The sequence below is a fragment of the Sulfurovum sp. TSL6 genome (assembly GCF_019972115.1).
In the GTDB taxonomy this organism is placed as follows: Bacteria; Campylobacterota; Campylobacteria; order Campylobacterales; family Sulfurovaceae; genus Sulfurovum.
On sequence record NZ_BPFJ01000003.1, the window covers coordinates 257692 to 276483 of the forward strand.

The 18792-nt window shown below is 40.0% G+C and carries 19 protein-coding genes; 12 read left to right on the forward strand and 7 right to left on the reverse strand.

Features of this window, described 5'->3' with window-relative positions; translation table 11 throughout:
* The first annotated feature begins 40 nt into the window (after positions 1-40).
* A complete protein-coding gene (locus LDM93_RS10245) occupies positions 41-1408 on the forward strand; it encodes a hypothetical protein (RefSeq protein ID WP_223892312.1) in 1368 nt (455 codons plus the stop codon).
* Between the two features lie 43 nt (positions 1409-1451).
* Here LDM93_RS10245 and LDM93_RS10250 read toward each other — a convergent pair whose 3' ends face one another.
* The 6 genes from LDM93_RS10250 to LDM93_RS10275 form a co-directional block, all read right to left on the reverse strand.
* Positions 1452-2012: an HPP family protein gene (locus tag LDM93_RS10250; protein WP_308440704.1), complete on the reverse strand. Its 561-nt coding sequence runs from the start codon at positions 2010-2012 to the stop codon at positions 1452-1454.
* Between the two features lie 73 nt (positions 2013-2085).
* The gene (locus LDM93_RS10255) at positions 2086-2514 is read right to left on the reverse strand and encodes a globin domain-containing protein (protein ID WP_223892313.1); all 429 of its coding nucleotides are present in this window, start codon (positions 2512-2514) and stop codon (positions 2086-2088) included.
* A 160-nt stretch (positions 2515-2674) separates the two neighbouring features.
* Positions 2675-3283 carry a hypothetical protein gene (locus LDM93_RS10260; RefSeq protein ID WP_308440705.1) on the reverse strand — a complete coding sequence of 203 codons (609 nt, stop codon included), beginning with the start codon at positions 3281-3283 and terminating at the stop codon, positions 2675-2677.
* Positions 3284-3364: 81 nt separating this feature from the next.
* Positions 3365-4153, reverse strand: a complete 789-nt coding sequence (locus tag LDM93_RS10265; protein ID WP_223892314.1) for a Spy/CpxP family protein refolding chaperone — start codon at positions 4151-4153, stop codon at positions 3365-3367.
* Positions 4154-4164: 11 nt separating this feature from the next.
* Positions 4165-4590: a bacteriohemerythrin gene (locus LDM93_RS10270; protein WP_223892315.1), complete on the reverse strand. Its 426-nt coding sequence runs from the start codon at positions 4588-4590 to the stop codon at positions 4165-4167.
* A 73-nt stretch (positions 4591-4663) separates the two neighbouring features.
* Positions 4664-5290 (reverse strand): Crp/Fnr family transcriptional regulator, encoded by a 627-nt coding sequence (locus LDM93_RS10275; protein ID WP_223892316.1) that lies wholly within the window; start codon positions 5288-5290, stop codon positions 4664-4666.
* Between the two features lie 246 nt (positions 5291-5536).
* Here LDM93_RS10275 and LDM93_RS10280 point away from each other — a divergent pair, with 246 nt between their 5' ends.
* Positions 5537-5974: a bacteriohemerythrin gene (locus LDM93_RS10280; RefSeq protein WP_223892317.1), complete on the forward strand. Its 438-nt coding sequence runs from the start codon at positions 5537-5539 to the stop codon at positions 5972-5974.
* Between the two features lie 53 nt (positions 5975-6027).
* Here the strand turns inward: LDM93_RS10280 and LDM93_RS10285 are convergent, their stop codons facing one another.
* A complete protein-coding gene (locus tag LDM93_RS10285; protein ID WP_374706130.1) occupies positions 6028-7374 on the reverse strand; it encodes an apolipoprotein N-acyltransferase in 1347 nt (448 codons plus the stop codon).
* On the opposite strand from LDM93_RS10285, the gene yajC reads away from it, so the two are divergent.
* The 10 genes from yajC (at position 7325) to murC (ending at position 18790) form a co-directional block, all read left to right on the forward strand.
* On the forward strand, positions 7325-7612 hold the full coding sequence (gene yajC, locus LDM93_RS10290) for a preprotein translocase subunit YajC (RefSeq protein ID WP_223892318.1): 288 nt from the start codon (positions 7325-7327) through the stop codon (positions 7610-7612). The two genes, LDM93_RS10285 and yajC, sit on opposite strands and share 50 nt — an antisense overlap.
* Entirely contained in the window at positions 7599-9179 is a 1581-nt protein-coding gene (gene secD / locus LDM93_RS10295; protein WP_223892319.1) for a protein translocase subunit SecD, read from the forward strand. Before yajC ends, secD begins: the two co-directional genes overlap by 14 nt.
* Positions 9179-10150 (forward strand): protein translocase subunit SecF, encoded by a 972-nt coding sequence (secF, locus tag LDM93_RS10300; RefSeq protein ID WP_223892320.1) that lies wholly within the window; start codon positions 9179-9181, stop codon positions 10148-10150. The genes secD and secF overlap by 1 nt, the downstream gene beginning before the upstream one ends.
* Positions 10151-10321: 171 nt before the next feature.
* Positions 10322-10660 carry a DUF6394 family protein gene (locus LDM93_RS10305; RefSeq protein ID WP_223892321.1) on the forward strand — a complete coding sequence of 113 codons (339 nt, stop codon included), beginning with the start codon at positions 10322-10324 and terminating at the stop codon, positions 10658-10660.
* Positions 10661-10716: 56 nt separating this feature from the next.
* On the forward strand, positions 10717-12819 hold the full coding sequence (ovoA, locus tag LDM93_RS10310) for a 5-histidylcysteine sulfoxide synthase (RefSeq protein WP_223892510.1): 2103 nt from the start codon (positions 10717-10719) through the stop codon (positions 12817-12819).
* Complete coding sequence (locus LDM93_RS10315) at positions 12812-13966, forward strand: MalY/PatB family protein (RefSeq protein WP_223892322.1); 1155 nt, start codon at positions 12812-12814, stop codon at positions 13964-13966. Before ovoA ends, LDM93_RS10315 begins: the two co-directional genes overlap by 8 nt.
* On the forward strand, positions 13960-15702 hold the full coding sequence (dacB, locus tag LDM93_RS10320) for a D-alanyl-D-alanine carboxypeptidase/D-alanyl-D-alanine-endopeptidase (protein ID WP_223892323.1): 1743 nt from the start codon (positions 13960-13962) through the stop codon (positions 15700-15702). The genes LDM93_RS10315 and dacB overlap by 7 nt, the downstream gene beginning before the upstream one ends.
* 44 nt (positions 15703-15746) lie before the next feature.
* On the forward strand, positions 15747-16874 hold the full coding sequence (locus tag LDM93_RS10325) for a succinyldiaminopimelate transaminase (RefSeq protein ID WP_223892324.1): 1128 nt from the start codon (positions 15747-15749) through the stop codon (positions 16872-16874).
* Complete coding sequence (locus LDM93_RS10330) at positions 16871-17473, forward strand: hypothetical protein (protein ID WP_223892325.1); 603 nt, start codon at positions 16871-16873, stop codon at positions 17471-17473. The genes LDM93_RS10325 and LDM93_RS10330 overlap by 4 nt, the downstream gene beginning before the upstream one ends.
* Complete coding sequence (gene murC / locus LDM93_RS10335; protein WP_223892326.1) at positions 17474-18790, forward strand: UDP-N-acetylmuramate--L-alanine ligase; 1317 nt, start codon at positions 17474-17476, stop codon at positions 18788-18790.
* Positions 18791-18792 lie beyond the last annotated feature (2 nt).

Genomic DNA, 18792 nt, shown 5'->3' on the forward strand with positions numbered 1-18792 from the left:
TATAGAGTCAATTTTTGATTTTCGTGATATAATCCCTGATATGAATAACATACAACACAAGTTTTTAGTATCTGCAGACATACGCCGCTGGCTTAAAAAATATAGGCCAAAGATCCATAAAACAGAACAGTTCTATACGGTTTCAAATGTGAAAGAGACGTGTTCTTACCATAAACATTTTCCAGATACCTATACAAAAACAATGATAGATGATCATGCAAATAAAGAGGTCGTATCTGTCAGTAAAGAGGCGTATGCATCCCAGCGTAAAAACCATTTGGGCAGAATTATCGTTAAAACATCGTACACGGTTATGACAGACGGGAGTACTTTTGTGGTTGAAAAGTACTTAAAAAAACTTGAAGGACTCTATATAGTGATCGCACATTTTCAAGATGAAAAAGCATTTAGAAACTCAGAAACGATCCGGGAAATACAACCTTTTGTGCTTAAAGAGATCAACCAGGATGATAAATATAGTGATCATTCCCTTGCACTGTATGTGAAACCTATGGAGTACAATGTACAAAAGTTTTTCGAAAAACTAGATGCTTTTGAGTCCCCCAATCTCTTTTTCTGGCAAGTGCCGCAACGTGTTTATGTACGTGACGGTGTCTCTTTAGTACTTTACCGGAATATTCGTCTGATAAACTACTATAAAATGAATTTCCAGAAGAAACATTTTAGTGCAACACTGCATCGTTTACGTGTACTTTTACGTCGTACCGCTACTTTACTGGAGATTTTTCCAGATCTGTATACTCCAAATGTACAGCATTTTTCTATTGAGTTGTTTCAACGTTATTATAAAGAGACAACGCTATTGCGGTATCTTTACTTTTTAGATGAATTGAGTGCCACACGTGAAAATGTTAAATTAACGCTCTACACTGAATTAAAAAGTCTCATCACCCAAGAAGAGGAAGCTGTTATACAAATGCTCTTGTCTCAACCTTTTAGACAAATGTTAAATATCGTTACAAGAGAGATAGGACTTCAGGAAAACCCAAAATATCTTTCTTTACAACAAGAGGTGCAAAAAGTGGTTCGAGAGCGTTTAGGAAGATTTGAAATGCTTTTAGCAAAAACAAAAGAGGGGTATGATGATGAAGTGCTTGAAGCGCTTTATGTCTTTATGGATTCTCTTCAAACTTTAATAGAAGATTTTTTCCATATCATCGGAGAAAAAGAGTCACGAATGCTCGTCGAAGAACTTAATCTTCTGTTTAAGCCTCTGCGTGAGTACAGAAACTGTAAAGAGCGTGCAGCTATACTTAATGACATTAAAGCGAAGTCAGAAACCAAAACATTAGATATAGATCCTCTTTTATGCGAACATGAAGAGGTTTTAAAAGATAGAATTGCGCATGCTTTGAAGCTGTTGAGATCTTCTAGGTTTTATGTGTAGCTGAAGATTACATATTTATGCCCCTAGGTGATCATCCTTATCCTTACCACCAATAGCGTGGATAATGTCGATTTGGATTGTTCGACATATTATTGACCACAAGTGCAATGATCAATAAAATGAAGGCACCTGTTGCAATCGGTGTCATTACGTACATATAGCCTAACTCATGTATTTGAGAACTCCCTATCACAGCGATTAGGGCCGTAGCACCTCCAGGAGGATGCAAAGTGCGTGTAAAGTGCATGAGCACGATAGATAAAGAGACAGCTAAGGCACTTAGGACTGAAATTTCCATTGGGACATATTTATATACCGTGATACCTATAAATGCCGAAACAATATGGCCGCCAATTAAATTACGGGGCTGTGACAACTCTGCTTGGGGAACACCGTATATTAATACTGCAGAAGCTCCAAACGAGCCAACGAGAAAAATAGTGTCTGATGCATTCACAAAAATATATTGATTGAGAACGGATATGAGGTAAATTCCAAGGAAAGCTCCTATCCCGGACCAGACAACATGTGACAAACGTGCTCTAGACGGCGGAGCTTCCAACCCCCGCATTCGATTGAAATAGCCATATAAATGCCGACGCATCACCGTCTCCTTTGAAGGGTATTATTTGCAGTTACAAGCCTATAAAAGTAATTATTAGGCTTGAATACTTTTTTTACGATGCGTAGTATAGCTCTTTTTCTCTGGCAATTAGAATATCAGCTAAGAAAAAATAGGCTTCTTTCCACGCATCAAGAATCTCATCTGTAGCAGCATCACCCAGCACCTCTTTGATAGCACCAAGAATGGCAGCACCGACCATTGGGTAGTGCTCAGGTTTGACATTGGTGCGGACATGGCTTTGCGCCATCTTCTCTACCGCTTTAGATAAAACGTCCAGGTTATCAATATTGGCAGCATATGCACCAACAGCCGAAGCAAGTTTTTTGTGTTGCTCGGGATCTGCATCCTTGAATAGCTCTTTGAGTTCCGGATGTTGGCTAAAAAGGATCTCATACATTTTTGTTGTGATCGCTTCTGCATGTTGAGAAACAACACCAGATGTAGCTTTGACCGTATTGATTGTTGATTGTGAAAGTGACATTTAATCTCCTGTTTTTTTAAGTGTTCGAAGTATAACCCAGAAAACGATTTAAAAAATTGATTTATATCAACTTCCAGGAAAACGAGACAAGATTTAAAACATTCATCTGGTTGCTGACACAAAATTTCTAACGGACTCGGAAAAACTATCCCACTCTTATCTAATTGACTTGAATTATTTTATTTCTTAACTCTTTGGTAAGTAAAATGTCTTTTACTCTTTCCTGCCATAACGCTTTGAAAAGATTTTTCTCTTGATCGGACGCTTTTCCTTGCAATACTTTTCCCATCAAAGGCTTTAATCTTTGATCTCCTGGAATAACTGAAGGGTCATAACTGAGTGATACGGAGATATCCTTGTCCGTTCTTTTTAAAGTGACTTCTCCCGCCATTTTTTGATCATAAGCCATTAAATTATTCCTTGAAAACTTCCCATGGATCCCTTTAAAGCCTTCTTCACCACTAGCGCCTACAATAAAGGAAATAATATTTCCTATGACACCGGTTGTTCCCTCTGTCTTTTCCCCTTTTATACCGACATGTATGTTCCCACGCTGCGGCAGTTCAGAACCGTAAAGAACGTTTAACCCAAGCATTGCCATAAGATAGGCTCCTGCAACAGTAGGACAAGAGTGGCCTGCTTGCTTCACACAATCTAAATAACCAATCTCAATTTTACCCTCTGCAAATGCTCCTAAAAAATCACTGAGCGGATCGTAAAGTAGAATTGAATCAACTTCATCAAAAAATAAGGGATATTTCATTTTCATCACCATCCTATTTAAAATATACTATTGGACCAGTATATATATTCTACTCAACTGGTATTGCAATTCGAGATACAAAAAGAGCTATTTATATTCCCAAAAAGGCAGTAAATACTCTATTTGTTCATCATCGAGTATCTCAAGTGTGTCAGCAATACATTGAATATGTACTTTTGTCACAGATGCTTTCAACTTGGCTATTTCATCTATCTTATGGTCCAGACTTTTTGGGGATGCATCATCCATGAACAAAGCCTCCATCATTTCGGATTCTAAAGTATCAATTTTTCGCTTTGCTTTTTGAACCTCTCCCATCGTATGCTCTCGAATCAAAAGAAGTTTCTTTTTTTGCTCGTCACTCAGTCCTAAAGCCTGTTTATCCCAATGTTTGATAAGCAGCTTTGTCATATGAGGCAATGCTTCTTTGTTGATCAAGAATGGAGAGTTTTGCAGTGCATTCATTTTGTCATTTCTTTGAATTTCATTGATCATAGCTACAAATTCTTCGGAGGGATAATGCTCGATCAGGTAATCTGAGATTTTAGACAGCTCTTCTTTCGAAACTGTACCTTTAAGTGAAGGCATCACGCCGTACTGTTGTACTTTGTTGGATTCACATACTGATTTTTCTGCTGCAGGGTTTAGCACATAATCAGCAATAAATGTTTTGATTTTCTCTTTATCATTCATCACCAGCTTCGTATGAAACATCACAGCCTCCATAGGGGGCGCTTTTAATGTAGGTATCATATCAGGTGTGGGTCTCTCAAGCATATGGCATGTGGCACATTTTGACTTTAATAGATCAACTTCGCTCGCGTGTAATGTACTGATCCCAATCATTGCTGCGGCTAAAACAGTTTTTTTTATCATTTTTTCTCCTTTTAATTTTTATACATTTGTTGTGAAATAAACATCGCTGTCATATTATCCATGGTGTGTATATGATTGATGATCCAATCAACGGACTGTCTGAGGTAAGCGATGATCGCATCAAGTTCACCATGTTGCTTCCAACGTATTGTAAAATGATTCAATTCATGCAGTACTCTGTCATGTTCTGCTTTATGCATCTGATAAGGAGGGAACGCATATAAGCGCATAAGACGCTCTTCATTGGCAAAGTGCTCTTTTACATGTTGAATATATGCTTCAAGCTTTGCTTCCAGTGTTGCATGTTTTGTTTTATCATTTTCATAGATAGTGGCAAGTGCATCTATCTCATTGAGCATACTGATCTCTTCTTCATGTGTATGCTGCATCTCATCTACAGCAACATGATGCACTTGATCGATCGTAAGTAGTGGCATGCAATATCCTTTTTTTATTGCATCTTAAATGAAAAAGAAAAAAAGTGTATTGATATTTGTCAAGAATTACAAATTAGGGTACTTTATATCCGGCTGCAGTTTGTACCAGTTTTTCTTCTTTCAGGAGTTTAGCTATATTACGAGAGAGTGTTTCGGGAGTCATGCTGAGTATGGAAGCTATCTCATATTGCTTGAGATCTAGAGCCAACTTAGGGTTTTTCTGGTAAAAATTTAATACTTTTTCTTTGGAAGTTGCAGCAAGGTTAAAATGTATATTTTGTTGGAGGAGATCGATTTTTGCAAGAAGTGATTGGATAATCTCATAAGAAAGTCCAGGATGACTGAGAAGAAAACTTTCAAAACCATCCAGTGAAATTTTAAGAAGTGACCCATCTGTTTGAAACCTGGCTGATGAGGGTAACGGGGTCTTTCTTAGGACAGCTGCCTCAGCCAGTAATGCATATCGGTTAAAGTATCCGATCACAACCTCATTTCCTTTACTGTCATGTTTATAGACACTCACTACGCCATCGATCAATATCATTACATTTTTACTCATCTCTCCCTGTGTAAAAACGATCGAATCTTTAGGATAATGAGATATATGTGCTTCTGTTGCAAGTTCACTGAGTTCTTGTTCATTTAATGAAGAAAACAGATTGATTTGTTCAAGGATATCTATAATATTCCGTTTTTCCATAATACACCTTACATCTATCTATGTTTGATAAAGAGACTTTGAGATCGTTCAGAGTTTTGTATGACCGATAGTTGAGTGAATTATAGCACAACTCCAGAGCTCTATCTATCTTCCTTCAAAACATTTTCAATTTTCATATACAACCATTTCAGTCAAGTGTTTTCATTAACAGAAATAAGACATATTGATCTATATCAATACACTTTTTACACTTCTATACTATAATAGATAAAAAAGGAGCCTCATATGGGAATCATTTATGCTGAACAGGTAGAGTATATGAGTGTCGATCAGATGCAGAAGACACATGAGGATGAAATTAAAATTATCAATGAGATCGATAAACTGGCTATAGGATACGAAAGAGGTACCATAGAAAAAGAAGAGCTCGAAAATAAACTGGATGAATATATCGAACATGTGAAAGCACACTTTGCCAATGAAGAGCGTTTGATGCAAAAGTATGACTTCCCGTCTTATGAGATGCATAAATTGGCACATGATATGTTTTTAATGGATCTTCAGTATGCAACAAGACAGTGGAAAGAGTTTGGAGATATCAATAAAATTATCAACTTTGTAGCGAAAACACCTGAGTGGATCGTCATGCACGTCAGGTCGGTAGATGCTCCAACAGCAGATTACCTTGCGAGAAAAATGGAAGATAATCATTCAGAGGATTGATAGCAAAGCATTTGGATCATATACAAATAGAATGCCTGCCACCCTAAGGTTTTCTACTGATCCACTTCTCCATTTTTCACTACATAAGACTCCGACATATTCACCGAGTGATAGATAGTCGTTCCATACTTCCTGCTGTAGTACTGTAACAGAAGTTTTTGCAGCGTAGGTTCGATAGAGGGGGTGAACCACCCGTTGTTACTTAGAACGATCATATTTTTTGGCTCGCCTTCGTAGAGCTTTTCACTGGTCGCTTCAAAGCAGATGGCATTTCTATAGGTTTTTTCGTCTATTTTATAGTCTATGACATTGGGACTGGCCACATAATCCACTGCACCATCGTAAAATACCTTATTGACCCATTCACTTAAAAAATCCGGCAGCGGATTGCTTTCTCCAAAAGGAACCAGAACGACTTTATTGGCTACAGAGATCTTGTTGCCTGTGAAAACATAGGTTGAGTTACGCGGCGTTTTCCCATCCCAGTATAGTCCTCCGGTGACGATAGAGATATCTTTGGCTTTTTCCTGCAGTTTGTCCAGAAGTTTTGAACGATTGAGAAAGATGGGAAAGACAGATTCGGGGAGTATGATAAGCGTTTTATTCTCTTTGATGGCTTGGTCTATCTGTTTGAAAAGGTTCTCAAATTGTGCAGGATGAAGTGTTTCATCCCATTTGTCCTGAACAGAAGTGTGGGTCGTTACAAGTTTGATTTTGTCATCTGCTCTTATTTTGTCATCTGCTTTCAAATGTGTGGGAAGATGGACCTGGTAAGCAAAGAGCATAAGTAACATATAGAGGAACTGTTGTTTCCAAATACTCAAAACAATGGCAGATAAAATGATGGCATACTGCCATTTTTCTATGCCGAGATAACTCTCTACGAACATTAGTTCAGGCTTGAGCCAATCAAAAGAGAAAGGATGGATATAGCTTAAGATGCAAAGACCTGAAGCCTTGATGAGTAAAGGAAGTAAAGTGTCAGAGATTTGCAGCAGTGATGTGATCTTTTGGCTGATCCATGCAACAAGCCAAAAGAGTACCCCGTAGCATAGCATGATGATAGCTATCTCTATAGGTACAGCCCAAACCATGCCATAATGTTTAAAGCTTAAGGCGATCCACCAAAACCAAAACAGTCCTATAAAAGCACCGGAAATGAACCACACTTTTTTCCCTTCCCGCAGAAGCAGATAGAGTGCTGTAATACCTAAGATGGTATTCAAAAGAGGATATGAAAATCCCCAATGATTAAGGTAGATAAAGCCCGAGCTTAAAAGTGCTATGAAAAAGCCTTTTGTTAGTTCAAAGGTGCTAGAATATTGGCTAATTTTATACAAAAGGATTCCTATGGGAGCAGAACAAGGCAGTATGATCGGTTCATTTTTACCCCTCATCATTTTATTTGCGATTTTTTATTTTTTAATTATCAGACCACAGCAAAAACATCAAAAAGCGCACAAAGCAATGCTTGACAGTCTTGCTAAAGGTGACAACATTATTACGACAGGCGGTCTTATAGCTGTGATCGTTAAAACTGAAGAAGATTTTATCAAAATCAAATTAAATGACGACACGATTGTCAAACTTGATAGAGCATATGTAGCTAAAAAGGTTGAGTCTGGTGAAGACGCTTAATTTTAGGGTCATCCTTTTTGCTTTTGCTCTGATCTTCGGTGTCGTTTTCTCTATTCCCTCTTTGACACAAAGTGAAAGTGGAAAGAAGATCACTTTAGGGCTTGACCTTCAAGGTGGTCTGCATATGCTGCTTGGTATTAAAAGTGAAATTGCCATTGAATCACGTATTAAGTCTATGGCGGCATCCGTCAAGTACATCTTTGATGATGAAGAGATCATTTTTGATGCACTTCGTATGGTCGATGGTGAACAAATCACGTTTGAACTTCTTGATAAAGATGATGTGGCGAAAGCCAAAGCGCTTCTCAAAAAAGAGCTTGAAGGTACAGTGATTATTGACAATGGGATGAAATTTTCAGTGGCTATGACCGAAGCTGAAGTAGAGCGTACGAAACAAAATGCCATTCAACAGGCAGTAGATACGATCAGAAACAGACTCAATGAGTTTGGACTTGCAGAACCTACTGTGGCTAAACAGGGTGAAGATAAGATCCTTGTAGAAGTACCGGGGATCAAAACACAAGAAGATGAACAGCGTATACGTGAACTTATCGCGCGTGCGGCACATCTGCAGCTTATGGCTGTAGATGAAGACAGAAACATAAGAGTAAACACGATGAGCCTGGCTGAAGCAAAAAGTTATGGTGATGTGATACTCCCTGATGTCAATACAGGTGAAAAATATCTGCTTCGTGCCATTCCGGTACTTGACGGTTCTATGCTGACTGATGCAAAAGTAGGTTTTGATGAGAACAATCAGCCTGTGATCAACTTTACACTGAACGGACAAGGTGCCAAGATCTTTGGTGACTTTACAGGTGTGAGTGTAGGGAAACGTATGGCGGTTGTTTTGGACAATAAGGTCTATTCAGCACCAAATATTAACGAACGTATCGGTGGCGGACGTGTCCAGATCTCTGGACGATTTGAACTTTCAGAAGCCCATGACCTTGCTATCGCACTTCGATCGGGAGCACTCCTTGCACCTGTCTATGTGATGGAAAAACGTTCGGTGGGACCAAGTCTGGGTGCCGATAGCATTAAGGCCAGTTCTATGGCTTTGGCCTTAGGGTTTATTTTGGTTGTGCTTTTTATGGTGGTTTACTATGGTATGGCAGGGATCATCGCAAATGTCGCACTGATAGGCAACCTCTTTTTGATACTTGCGATCATGTCACTCTTTGGTGCAACACTGACACTGCCTGGTATGGCAGGTATCGTTCTTACTGTCGGTATGGCAGTGGATGCGAATGTCATTATTTCTGAGCGTATCAGGGAGCTACTCTATGCAGGTAAATCTATCGGTAAATCGATAGAAGATGGGTATAGTAATGCCTTTACTGCGATCTGGGATGCTAACGTGACCACACTGATCGCGGCAACAGTATTGTATGCCTATGGTACTGGTGCGATCAAAGGGTTTGCGCTTACGATGAGTATCGGTATTATGGCATCTATGTTGACGGCTATTGTAGGAACACATGGTATTTACCAATGGGTCTTGCCAAAGATAGATAAGAACAAACTGGGATTATGGTTTGGTATCAGAACCGGGGGAGCAAAATAATGGAAATTTTTAAATATAAAAAACCTCTCTCATTGATGAATAAGAGTAAACGTTTTGGATTGCTTTCGGTCACGATATTGATACTGTCGTTGGGACTGATCATAGGTAAAGGATTTAACTACGGTATAGACTTTGCAGGTGGTACACTCATACAGGTACAATACGAAGGTCAAGCACCTATAGAGAAAGTGAGAGAAGCGATAGATTCTGATACCTCTTATGAAGGTGCAACAGTGACTTTCTTTGGGGGTGAAGATGAAGTGGTTATCCGTACGAAGACAAGTTCAAAAGCCCTGGGTGTAGATGTCGGTGATCAAATCAGAACACTGCTTCAAGAGACAGGTAACTTTGAAGTAAGACGTGTGGATATGGTAGGTGCAAAAGTAGGATCTGAGTTACGTGAAAAGGGACTGATGGCTATGGTTCTTGCGATCATCGGTATCCTTATTTATGTTTCCTTTAGATTTGAATGGCGTTTTGCTGTCGCTTCTGTGATGGCACTCATGCATGATGTTACCATTGCTATGGGAATGATCGTCTTGTTTAATGTTGAGGTAAACCTTGATATACTCGCAGCACTATTGACCATTCTCGGGTATTCACTGAACGATACAATCATTGTATTTGACCGTATCCGTGAGGGTATCAGAACGATCAAAGACCCAGATCTTGGGGGTATTATTGATGAGTCTGTCACACGTACACTTTCTCGTACGACGTTGACATCACTGACAACGTTCTTTGTGGTTCTTACACTTTATCTTTTTGGTGGTGAGATCATTAACGGGTTTAGTTTCACACTACTGGTAGGTGTGATAGTGGGTACATACTCTTCTATCTTTGTTGCATCGCCTATCTTGATGTGGCTTGGTTTCTCAGTGGGCGGCTTCAGAACAAAAGAAGCAGAAAAATTAAAAAGAGAAAAAGAGAAAGAAAAAATGCGTGCCATGTATGAAAATGGAACGCTCTAAAAAAAGTATTTTTTCTTGCCAACTACGCGACTTTCGTGAGATGTACCCCAAGGGTATTTCCTGCGGGCATTTTGTATGGGCTTCGCCTCTACAAAAGAAGAAAGAGTATAATAATACATGTATGCCATAGAATGATATGGTACACTTATAGTTAAAAATGAAGGATTTTGGATGAATTGGGGTAAAGTTTTTTATATGTTTTTTACATTGATGTCACTTACGACATCAGCAGCATTTTTGTATGACCATTCTATAGTAGCACTGTTCATAGCGGGCTCAGTGAATGTGATCTCTACACTGTTAAAGATAGGGGTAAGAAACCTGCTTTCAGCTGAACTTTTGGCAGGTTCATTGGTTGCGGATCTACACCTTTTACCTGCATTTTTTGCTTTACAGTTTTATGGGAATGATGCGCTAGCCACCGGATTAGTGATCGGTGCTGTGATCGCGAACCTTTATACCATTTTCATCTCTATGATCGAGAGTTCAAAAGAAAAGGCAGATTTTTAAGTATTAGGTAGGTATCTTGCATGTATACTAATTCGAAGGAATGTGACGTGATAAAGATGCCTACACTTTATGGGACTGACCCTGAACAGAAACGAAAAGAGATTCAACGTTATTTCCAACGTTGTTATAGACGATATGAATCTCTCTTTCATCTGGTTGTAGACAAAAACGCTTATTTTCAAAAAGCAGATCCTCTTCGTCATCCTATCATTTTTTACTATGGACATACGGCTACCTTTTTCATTAACAAATTAAAGCTTGCCAAGATCATCGATGAACGTGTAGACCCTGGACTTGAGTCACTTTTTGCTGTGGGTGTAGATGAAATGAGCTGGGATGACCTGAATGAAGCACATTATGACTGGCCGACTTTAGAAGAAACCCAAGCCTATCGTAACAAAGTATATACGAAAGTCTCTTCTCTCATTGATTCCCTTCCTTTAGAACTTCCTATTACGGAAGATTCACCCTGGTGGGTCATTTTGATGGGCATTGAGCATGAAAATATCCATCTTGAAACGTCTTCCGTACTGATACGTCAACTTCCCTTTGAAACCATACTGGAAAACAGAGAATGGAAAGAGTGTGAAATGGTTGGTTCTGCACCCCAAAATGTACTTCTTGATGTACCTCAGGGTACCGTGATCCTGGGGAAAAATAAAGATGCAAAACTTTTTGGCTGGGACAATGAATATGGAGACCATCAGGCACATATACCAGCATTTAAAGCAGCCAAATATCTCACTTCGAATGCAGAATTTTTAGAGTTTGTCAAAGATGAAGGATACATCAATGATAGGTTTTGGTGTGAAGAGGGAAAAGCATGGAAAGCCTATACCCATGCAGCACATCCAATATTTTGGCGCAAAGGTGAAGAGGGATACACACTTCGTACACTAAGCAGAGAGATAGACCTTCCCATGAACTGGCCAGTAGAAGTAAATCACTTGGAAGCCTCTGCATTTTGTAAGTGGAAGAGCCAGAAAGAGGGTGTCACTATCACTTTGCCGACTGAGGATGAATACATCCGACTGCGTGATGAAAGCAAAGTGCTTTCTTACCTGGAATGGACCTCCAAAGGTGAAACGATCGCCAACATCAATCTTGAAGGTTTTACCTCATGCATGCCTGTAGATACCTATAAACATGGTGACTTTTATGACGTGATAGGAAATGTATGGCAATGGTCACGAACACCAATATATCCTTTTGAGGGCTTTAAAGTCCATCCTGTCTATGATGACTTTACCGTACCTATTTATGATGGAGAACATAATCTGATCAATGGCGGATCATGGATAAGCTGTGGGAACCTTGCCACACAAAAGAGCCGTTATGGATTTAGACGACATTTTTATCAACATGCAGGGTTTAGGTATATACAGAGTGAATATGAAGAGAAGGTAACCACCAATATTTACAATACAGACAGCCTTATTTCCCAGTATTGTCATTTCGGGTGGGGTGAAAATGCTTTGGGTGTAGAAAATTATCCCGCAGCATGTGCGCGGATCGCTTTAGAGAGTATGAAAGGGAAGCCTAAGAAAAGAGCATTGGACATTGGATGTGCCATAGGGCGAAGTACCTTTGAACTTGCCCGTGGTTTTGATGAAGTGATAGGTGTCGATTTTTCTGCACGTTTCATACAGGAAGCACAGAAGCTCAAAGAGGATGGCATATTGCGTTATACGATGCCGAAAGAGGGTGAACTGGAGAATTTTTATGAGGTACAACTTTCAGATTTTCACTTGGAAGAAGAACGAAACAAAGTCTCATTTTGGCAAGCGGATGCGTGTAATTTAAAACCTATTTACAAAGATTTTGACCTGATCTTTGGGGGTAACCTGTTAGACAGGCTCTATGACCCTAAAAAGTTTTTAGATGCTATGGCGTCGCGTATTAATGATGGAGGACTACTCATTTTAACGTCTCCCTACACATGGCAGGAAGAGTCTACACCTAAAGAGAAATGGATAGGCGGGTACAAAAGAGACGGTGAAAATATTAGCACACTGGATGGGCTTAGAGAGATACTGGGTAAAGACTTTACACTTATCGATACCAAAGACGTTCCTTTTGTCATACAAGAGACTGCACGTAAACATCAGCATACGATAGCGCAGATGACTTTGTGGGAAAAGAGAGGTAAAAATGTTTGAAGCGATCAGCCGCCAAGGGACACACAGTGTAAAATGGGATGAAGCCAAGAAAAAGTTTGGTACAGATGAGTTACTTCCCTTATGGGTAGCAGATATGGATCTGGCTTCTCCTCCCTGCGTACAAGAATCAATGCTCAAAAGAGCCTCCCATCCTCTCTACGGTTATACGATGTATCCAGATGCTTATTATGAATCGATACAACATTGGATGCAAGACCGTTTTTCCTGGCTGATAGAAAAAGAGTGGATCGTTCCTTGTTATGGGGTTGTGCCTTCTTTGAACTTTATTATATCTGCATACAGTCAGGAGGGTGATGGAATCATTATACAAACACCGTTATACCCGCCATTTTCAAGTTCTGTAAAACATCAAAAGAGAAGAGTACTTGACAATACCTTGGTGTATGAGAACGGCAGTTATCATATAGACTTTGAAGACTTTGAACATAAAGCCAAAGAAGCCAAACTTTTTTTACTCTGCTCACCGCATAACCCAACTGGACGTGTATGGTCTGAAGAAGAATTGGAGAAGATCATTGATATCTGCATAGAGCATGAGGTTTTGATCATTTCTGATGAGATCCATGCGGATATTGTCTACAAAAAAACACATCATAGCATTGGCAGTTTTGAGAAGATCATGCATCATTGTGTCATCTTAAATGCACCTTCCAAAACGTTTAACGTCGCAGGGCTGAATACCTCTTATGCGATCATTCCTGACACACGATTACGTCAAGCTTACAGAGTGGAACAAGACAGGTCAGGCATTAGCAACGGAAACCCTTTTGGGTTAGAAGCTTTGATGAGTGCCTACAAAGAAGGTGCACCATGGTTAGAGGAGTTAAAAGAGCACTTACTCTCAAATATTGGCTATGTGAATACATTTCTAAACGAGCATCAACTGCCTATAAAGGCCGTCCCTACAGAAGCGACTTTTTTAATGTGGCTTGATTGTACAGGGATGGGTTTGTCTCATGCCCAACTGGTTGATTTTTTTGTACATAAAGCAAAACTTGGGCTGAATGACGGAAAGAGCTTTGGTCAGGCGGGTGAAGGGTTTATGCGCTTAAATGTGGGTACATCCCAAGAAGTACTCAAAGAAGCGATGCAGCGACTGCTTTCTGCATATAAGGCAGTATGTTGAGAACGCTATTTGCCTATGTGATACTGTCCCTATGGCTGTATGCATTACCACAAGTCATCAATGAAGAGATCCGTAAATCAGGCATCTCAAAAAAAGATATCAGTATCTATATTAAAGAAGCCGGTAAAAATGGAAAACTGATCGCTTCACTCAATGCATACAAGAGCAGAACACCTGCATCTCTGATCAAAGTGTTAACCACCTATGCCTCGGTACTGAAACTGGGGTTTGATTACCGTTGGCCTACGAAATTTTATACCACTGGGACATTACAAAGCGGTGTACTTCAAGGTGATCTACTTATTAGAGGGTTTGGAGACCCTACCTTAAATGCTGAGGACCTTGAGAAGATCGTCTTTGATATACGTGCGGAAGGCATACGTGAGATCAGGGGTGATATTGTGATAGACAGAAGCTATTTTGAAGTCGGTGACAAAGACAGTTCTGGATTTGATGAAAACCTCTACAGCGCCTATAATGCAATGCCAGATGCCATGATGTTCAATGAACGTGTGGTGACCGTCTGCGTGATACCCAAGGAAAAAAAAGTACATAAAAAACATGTGGATGAAAGTTACAAAGTGGTTGATCAATTAGAACATGTCAATAAACCCTGTAGAGGAAAATACTCCTGGCCAAAGGTAAAAATTGATAAAAGTGAAGTGGTCCCTACCGTGTTTCTTAAAGGGAAGATCTCCAAACGATGCGGTAAACGGAATATCTGTAAAGTCATTACCAAACCTTATATGTCATTCTATTATGCATTGAAAGATAGATTGACACAAGAGGGGATATCTGTAAGTGGGGGCTTGAAATTACGTCAGATACCTAAAGAGGCAAGAGGACTTTTTACCCATTACTCGAAGCCATTAGAAGAGATCATCTCTGAAACTGCCAAAGAGAGTAATAACCTTTATGCAAGACATCTTTTACTGCTTTTGGGTGCAAAAGTCTATGGTACACCTGCTACAGTACAGAAGGGAAGAGATGCTATTGTAGAGATATTGAAAACAAAAGGTGCACTGGGTAAAGGAAAATTAAGGGTAGACAATGGAAGCGGCCTTTCTCGTACCTCCAAGGTCAATGCCAAGCTATTGGCTCAAATGTACGATAATGCCTATGACCGTTATGGGTACAGATGGATGGAGACACTCTCGATAGCAGGTATCGATGGCACTATCAAACACCGTTTGAGACATACCGCGGTCAAGAAACATGCATGGATGAAGACAGGGACACTTAAGCGTGTGAAAAATATAGGGGGGTATGTCAAAAACAGAGCAGGAAAATTCTATACGGTTGTCATTATCATCAACAGTGCAAAGGCAAAATACCGTGGAGCCAAATTACAAGATGAGATCATAAAATGGTTGGCAAAAAGCAGGGTGAAACCTAGCATATTATCTTCAGCACCATCCTCTTCTAAAAGAGTGAAACCCAAAAAGCCTGCAGCAGAAAAGTTATTCAGGAATGTCAAAACAAAAGCAGTACCTACAATGAAACGTGAAACAAAAGAGAGTGCTGTGCAGTATTATATTCAAGTGGGAGCATTTTCTGCAATGCCAAACAAAGCCTATTTATCAAAGATAAAAGCATTAGGATTACGTTACAAGGTTCACCATACAGATAACTATAAAGTGCTTATAGGTGCCTATCAAGATGAAAAAAATGCAAGAGAGGCATTGAAAAAAGTACGTACACATATTAATGGCGGTGCATTTGTCGTAAAGTTATAGTTTACCCCAAATACGCTATAATCACTTAAAAATACAGGGCAACAATGAACTTCGAAACTTACCCTTTTGAGAAACTTAATCAACTACTTCAAAATGTAACCCCCAACAGTGATTACTCTGCACTGAGCCTGACGATCGGGGAACCTCAGTTTGAGACACCGGCATTTATACTGGATGCATTCAAAGGTGCTGCTGCATTGCTTAACAAGTATCCCAAAACAGCTGGGGAAACAGAGCTGAGAGAGGGAATGCTAACCTATAACAAAGAGCGTTTTGGTCTCACGCTGACCAATGGGCAGATCATCCCTACTTTTGGGACTAGAGAAGTCCTCTTTAATTTTCCCCAGTTTTTACTGCATGATGTGGAAAACCCGGTGATGGTTTTTCCTAACCCTTTTTACCAGATCTATGAAGGTGCGGCCAAAGCATGCAGGGCTGAAGTGATCTACCTCAATCTGAATGAAGCGAATCACTTTCAACCCGTAGTGGATGAAGTAGCATTGGCAAAAGCAGATTTTGTGATACTCAATTCACCTAACAATCCTACATCATCTGTGATGGGTATGGAAGAGCTGAAACGTTGGGTTAAGCTTGCTCTGAAATATGATTTCGTGCTTTTAAATGATGAGTGTTATGCGGATCTTTACCTGAACGAACCTTTGCCGTCACTACTTAATGCAAGTATAGAAGTGGGGAACGAAAGTTTTAAAAATGTGTTGGTCATCAACTCTGTCTCTAAACGTTCATCTGCACCGGGACTTCGTTCGGGCTTCATTGCCGGTGATGCAGAGATACTCAAAGCGTATATGGTGTACAGAACCTATGTGGGATGTGCATCACCCCTACCGCTGCAGCATGCCGCAGCAGTCGCATGGGCTGATCAAGCGCATGTAGAGGGTTTTAGGAAAAAATATAAAAAGAACTTTGAAGTAGCCAAAGAAGTTTTAGGAGTTGAGGCACCTGAAGCGACATTTTATATTTGGCTCAAAGTGGAAGATGAGATAGCCTTTACGACAAAACTCTATCAAGAGTATAACCTTAAAGTCATCCCTGGTTCATTTTTAGGACGCGAAGGGGAAGGTCAAGGGTATGTAAGACTGGCCCTTGTCTATGAAGAAGAGTTAACAAGAGAAGCATTAGAACGAATACAATTAGCATTGGAGCAATCATGAAGGAAACCCCAGAAATACACGTAGAAGAGTTAAAAAAAGACCCAGAGTTTTTAGCGAACATTCAAAGACTGGAAACTGAATGTAAAGAAGAAGAGAGTATTGCCAAAGGGTACCAGCTCTTAGACGCACAGCTTATCATCGAAGCACCAGAAGATGAGATCAACGAGATCTTTACATTCATCGTCAACACGGCATTTGACAGACTGGCAGAAAAACTCACGACTTCGCAGACCTTTGATATGAACGATGCCGAAGATTTAGCCACGGCAAGAGCCATCTATGAGCATGGTATTCAACGTTACAGTGAAAATGATAAAAAGGGTGCAAAAGAGATCTTTCTTGTATTGAACTATACCATAGACCATGCAGAGCTTAAAGATGCTATGATGGTGCATGCGGCTGCAGTGATGGCTGGGAAAAGTTTTGAAGACTTTATAGAAAATCTTGTAGATGTTGAAGGTGTTGATGAACATGACCCTTTGGCATTTTTTATCCAGACATTTACACAGCCTACAGATATTTTACTTACGATGTTCGCTAAAGAGGTCAAGCAGGCTAAAGAAGAACTCAAAGTATTGGATGAGTCAAAGGAAAAATAGGTGAAAAAAATACATTTCATAGGCATCGGAGGTATAGGACTTTCTGCATTGGCTAAATTTCTCTTCAATGATGGACATAAGATCTCCGGATCAGATATTAAACAAACGGAGATCACCAATGACCTGGCAACCAACTATGATGCCAAGATCACGATACCACACCATGAAGATGCAGTGGAGGGTGTCGATAGGGTGATCTACTCTGCTGCCGTACGTCCTAACAACCCTGAGTACCAAAAGGCAAAGGAACTGGGGATAGAGTTACTTTCACGCAAAGAGTCTTTAAAAAGTATTTTAGGTGAAAAAGAAGTCTATGCGGTAGGCGGAGCACACGGTAAGAGTACCACTTCAGCGATGCTTGCATCGATCATACCTGAGTCCAATGCACTCATCGGTGCTATCAGTAAAGAGTTCGGTTCAAACGTACGTAACTATCCGAACAACAAAGTGGTCTTTGAAGCCGATGAGAGTGATGAGAGTTTTTTAAACTCCAATCCCTATCTTGCCATCGTGACCAATGTAGAACCGGAACATATGGAGTACTACGGGTATGATGAAGAGCGTTTTTACAATGCCTATAGAAACTTTTTGTCATTGGCTGACATACGTGTCATTAATGCAGAAGATGAATTCCTCTCTTCTCTAGAGACGGAGAGCATTAAACTTTACCCTTCCAAAGACATCAAAAACATAGAGTTTGTGTTAGTAGAGGGTGAACCACATACAAAATTCGAACTTTTGGACCTGGGTGCATTTGAAGTATTCGGTTTTGGAAATCACATTGCCTTAGATGCCGCATTAGCGATATTGGGTGCTTTAGAGTTAGGTGAAAAAGTAGAAGATATAAGAAGTAACCTTTTACACTACAAAGGCATTAAAAAACGTTTTGACATTGTACAAAACCAAGAAGAGTGTGTGGTCATCGATGACTATGGACACCACCCGACAGAGATAAAAGTGACGATGGAGTCACTGCAAACCTATAAAAAGTTACGAAGTTTTTCCAAACTCAATGTCATTTGGCAACCGCATAAGTACAGCCGAACGATGGATAACCTGCAAGGATTTGTAGAGTGTTTTGAAGGAGTAGATGAGCTTGTGATCCTTCCTATATGGGCTGCAGGTGAGCTGGAAGTTGACATAGACCTGAAAGGTGCATTCAGTCGATACAAGTTACTCATGGCAGACTCTGTCACAAAAGAAGATGGCATTGTCAAAGTGTTTAAAGATGGACATATCATACAAGAATACAGTGACGGGCTTGTGACAGCCTTTGGTGCGGGAGATATTACGTATCAGATACGCGGAGAGGCATAAGG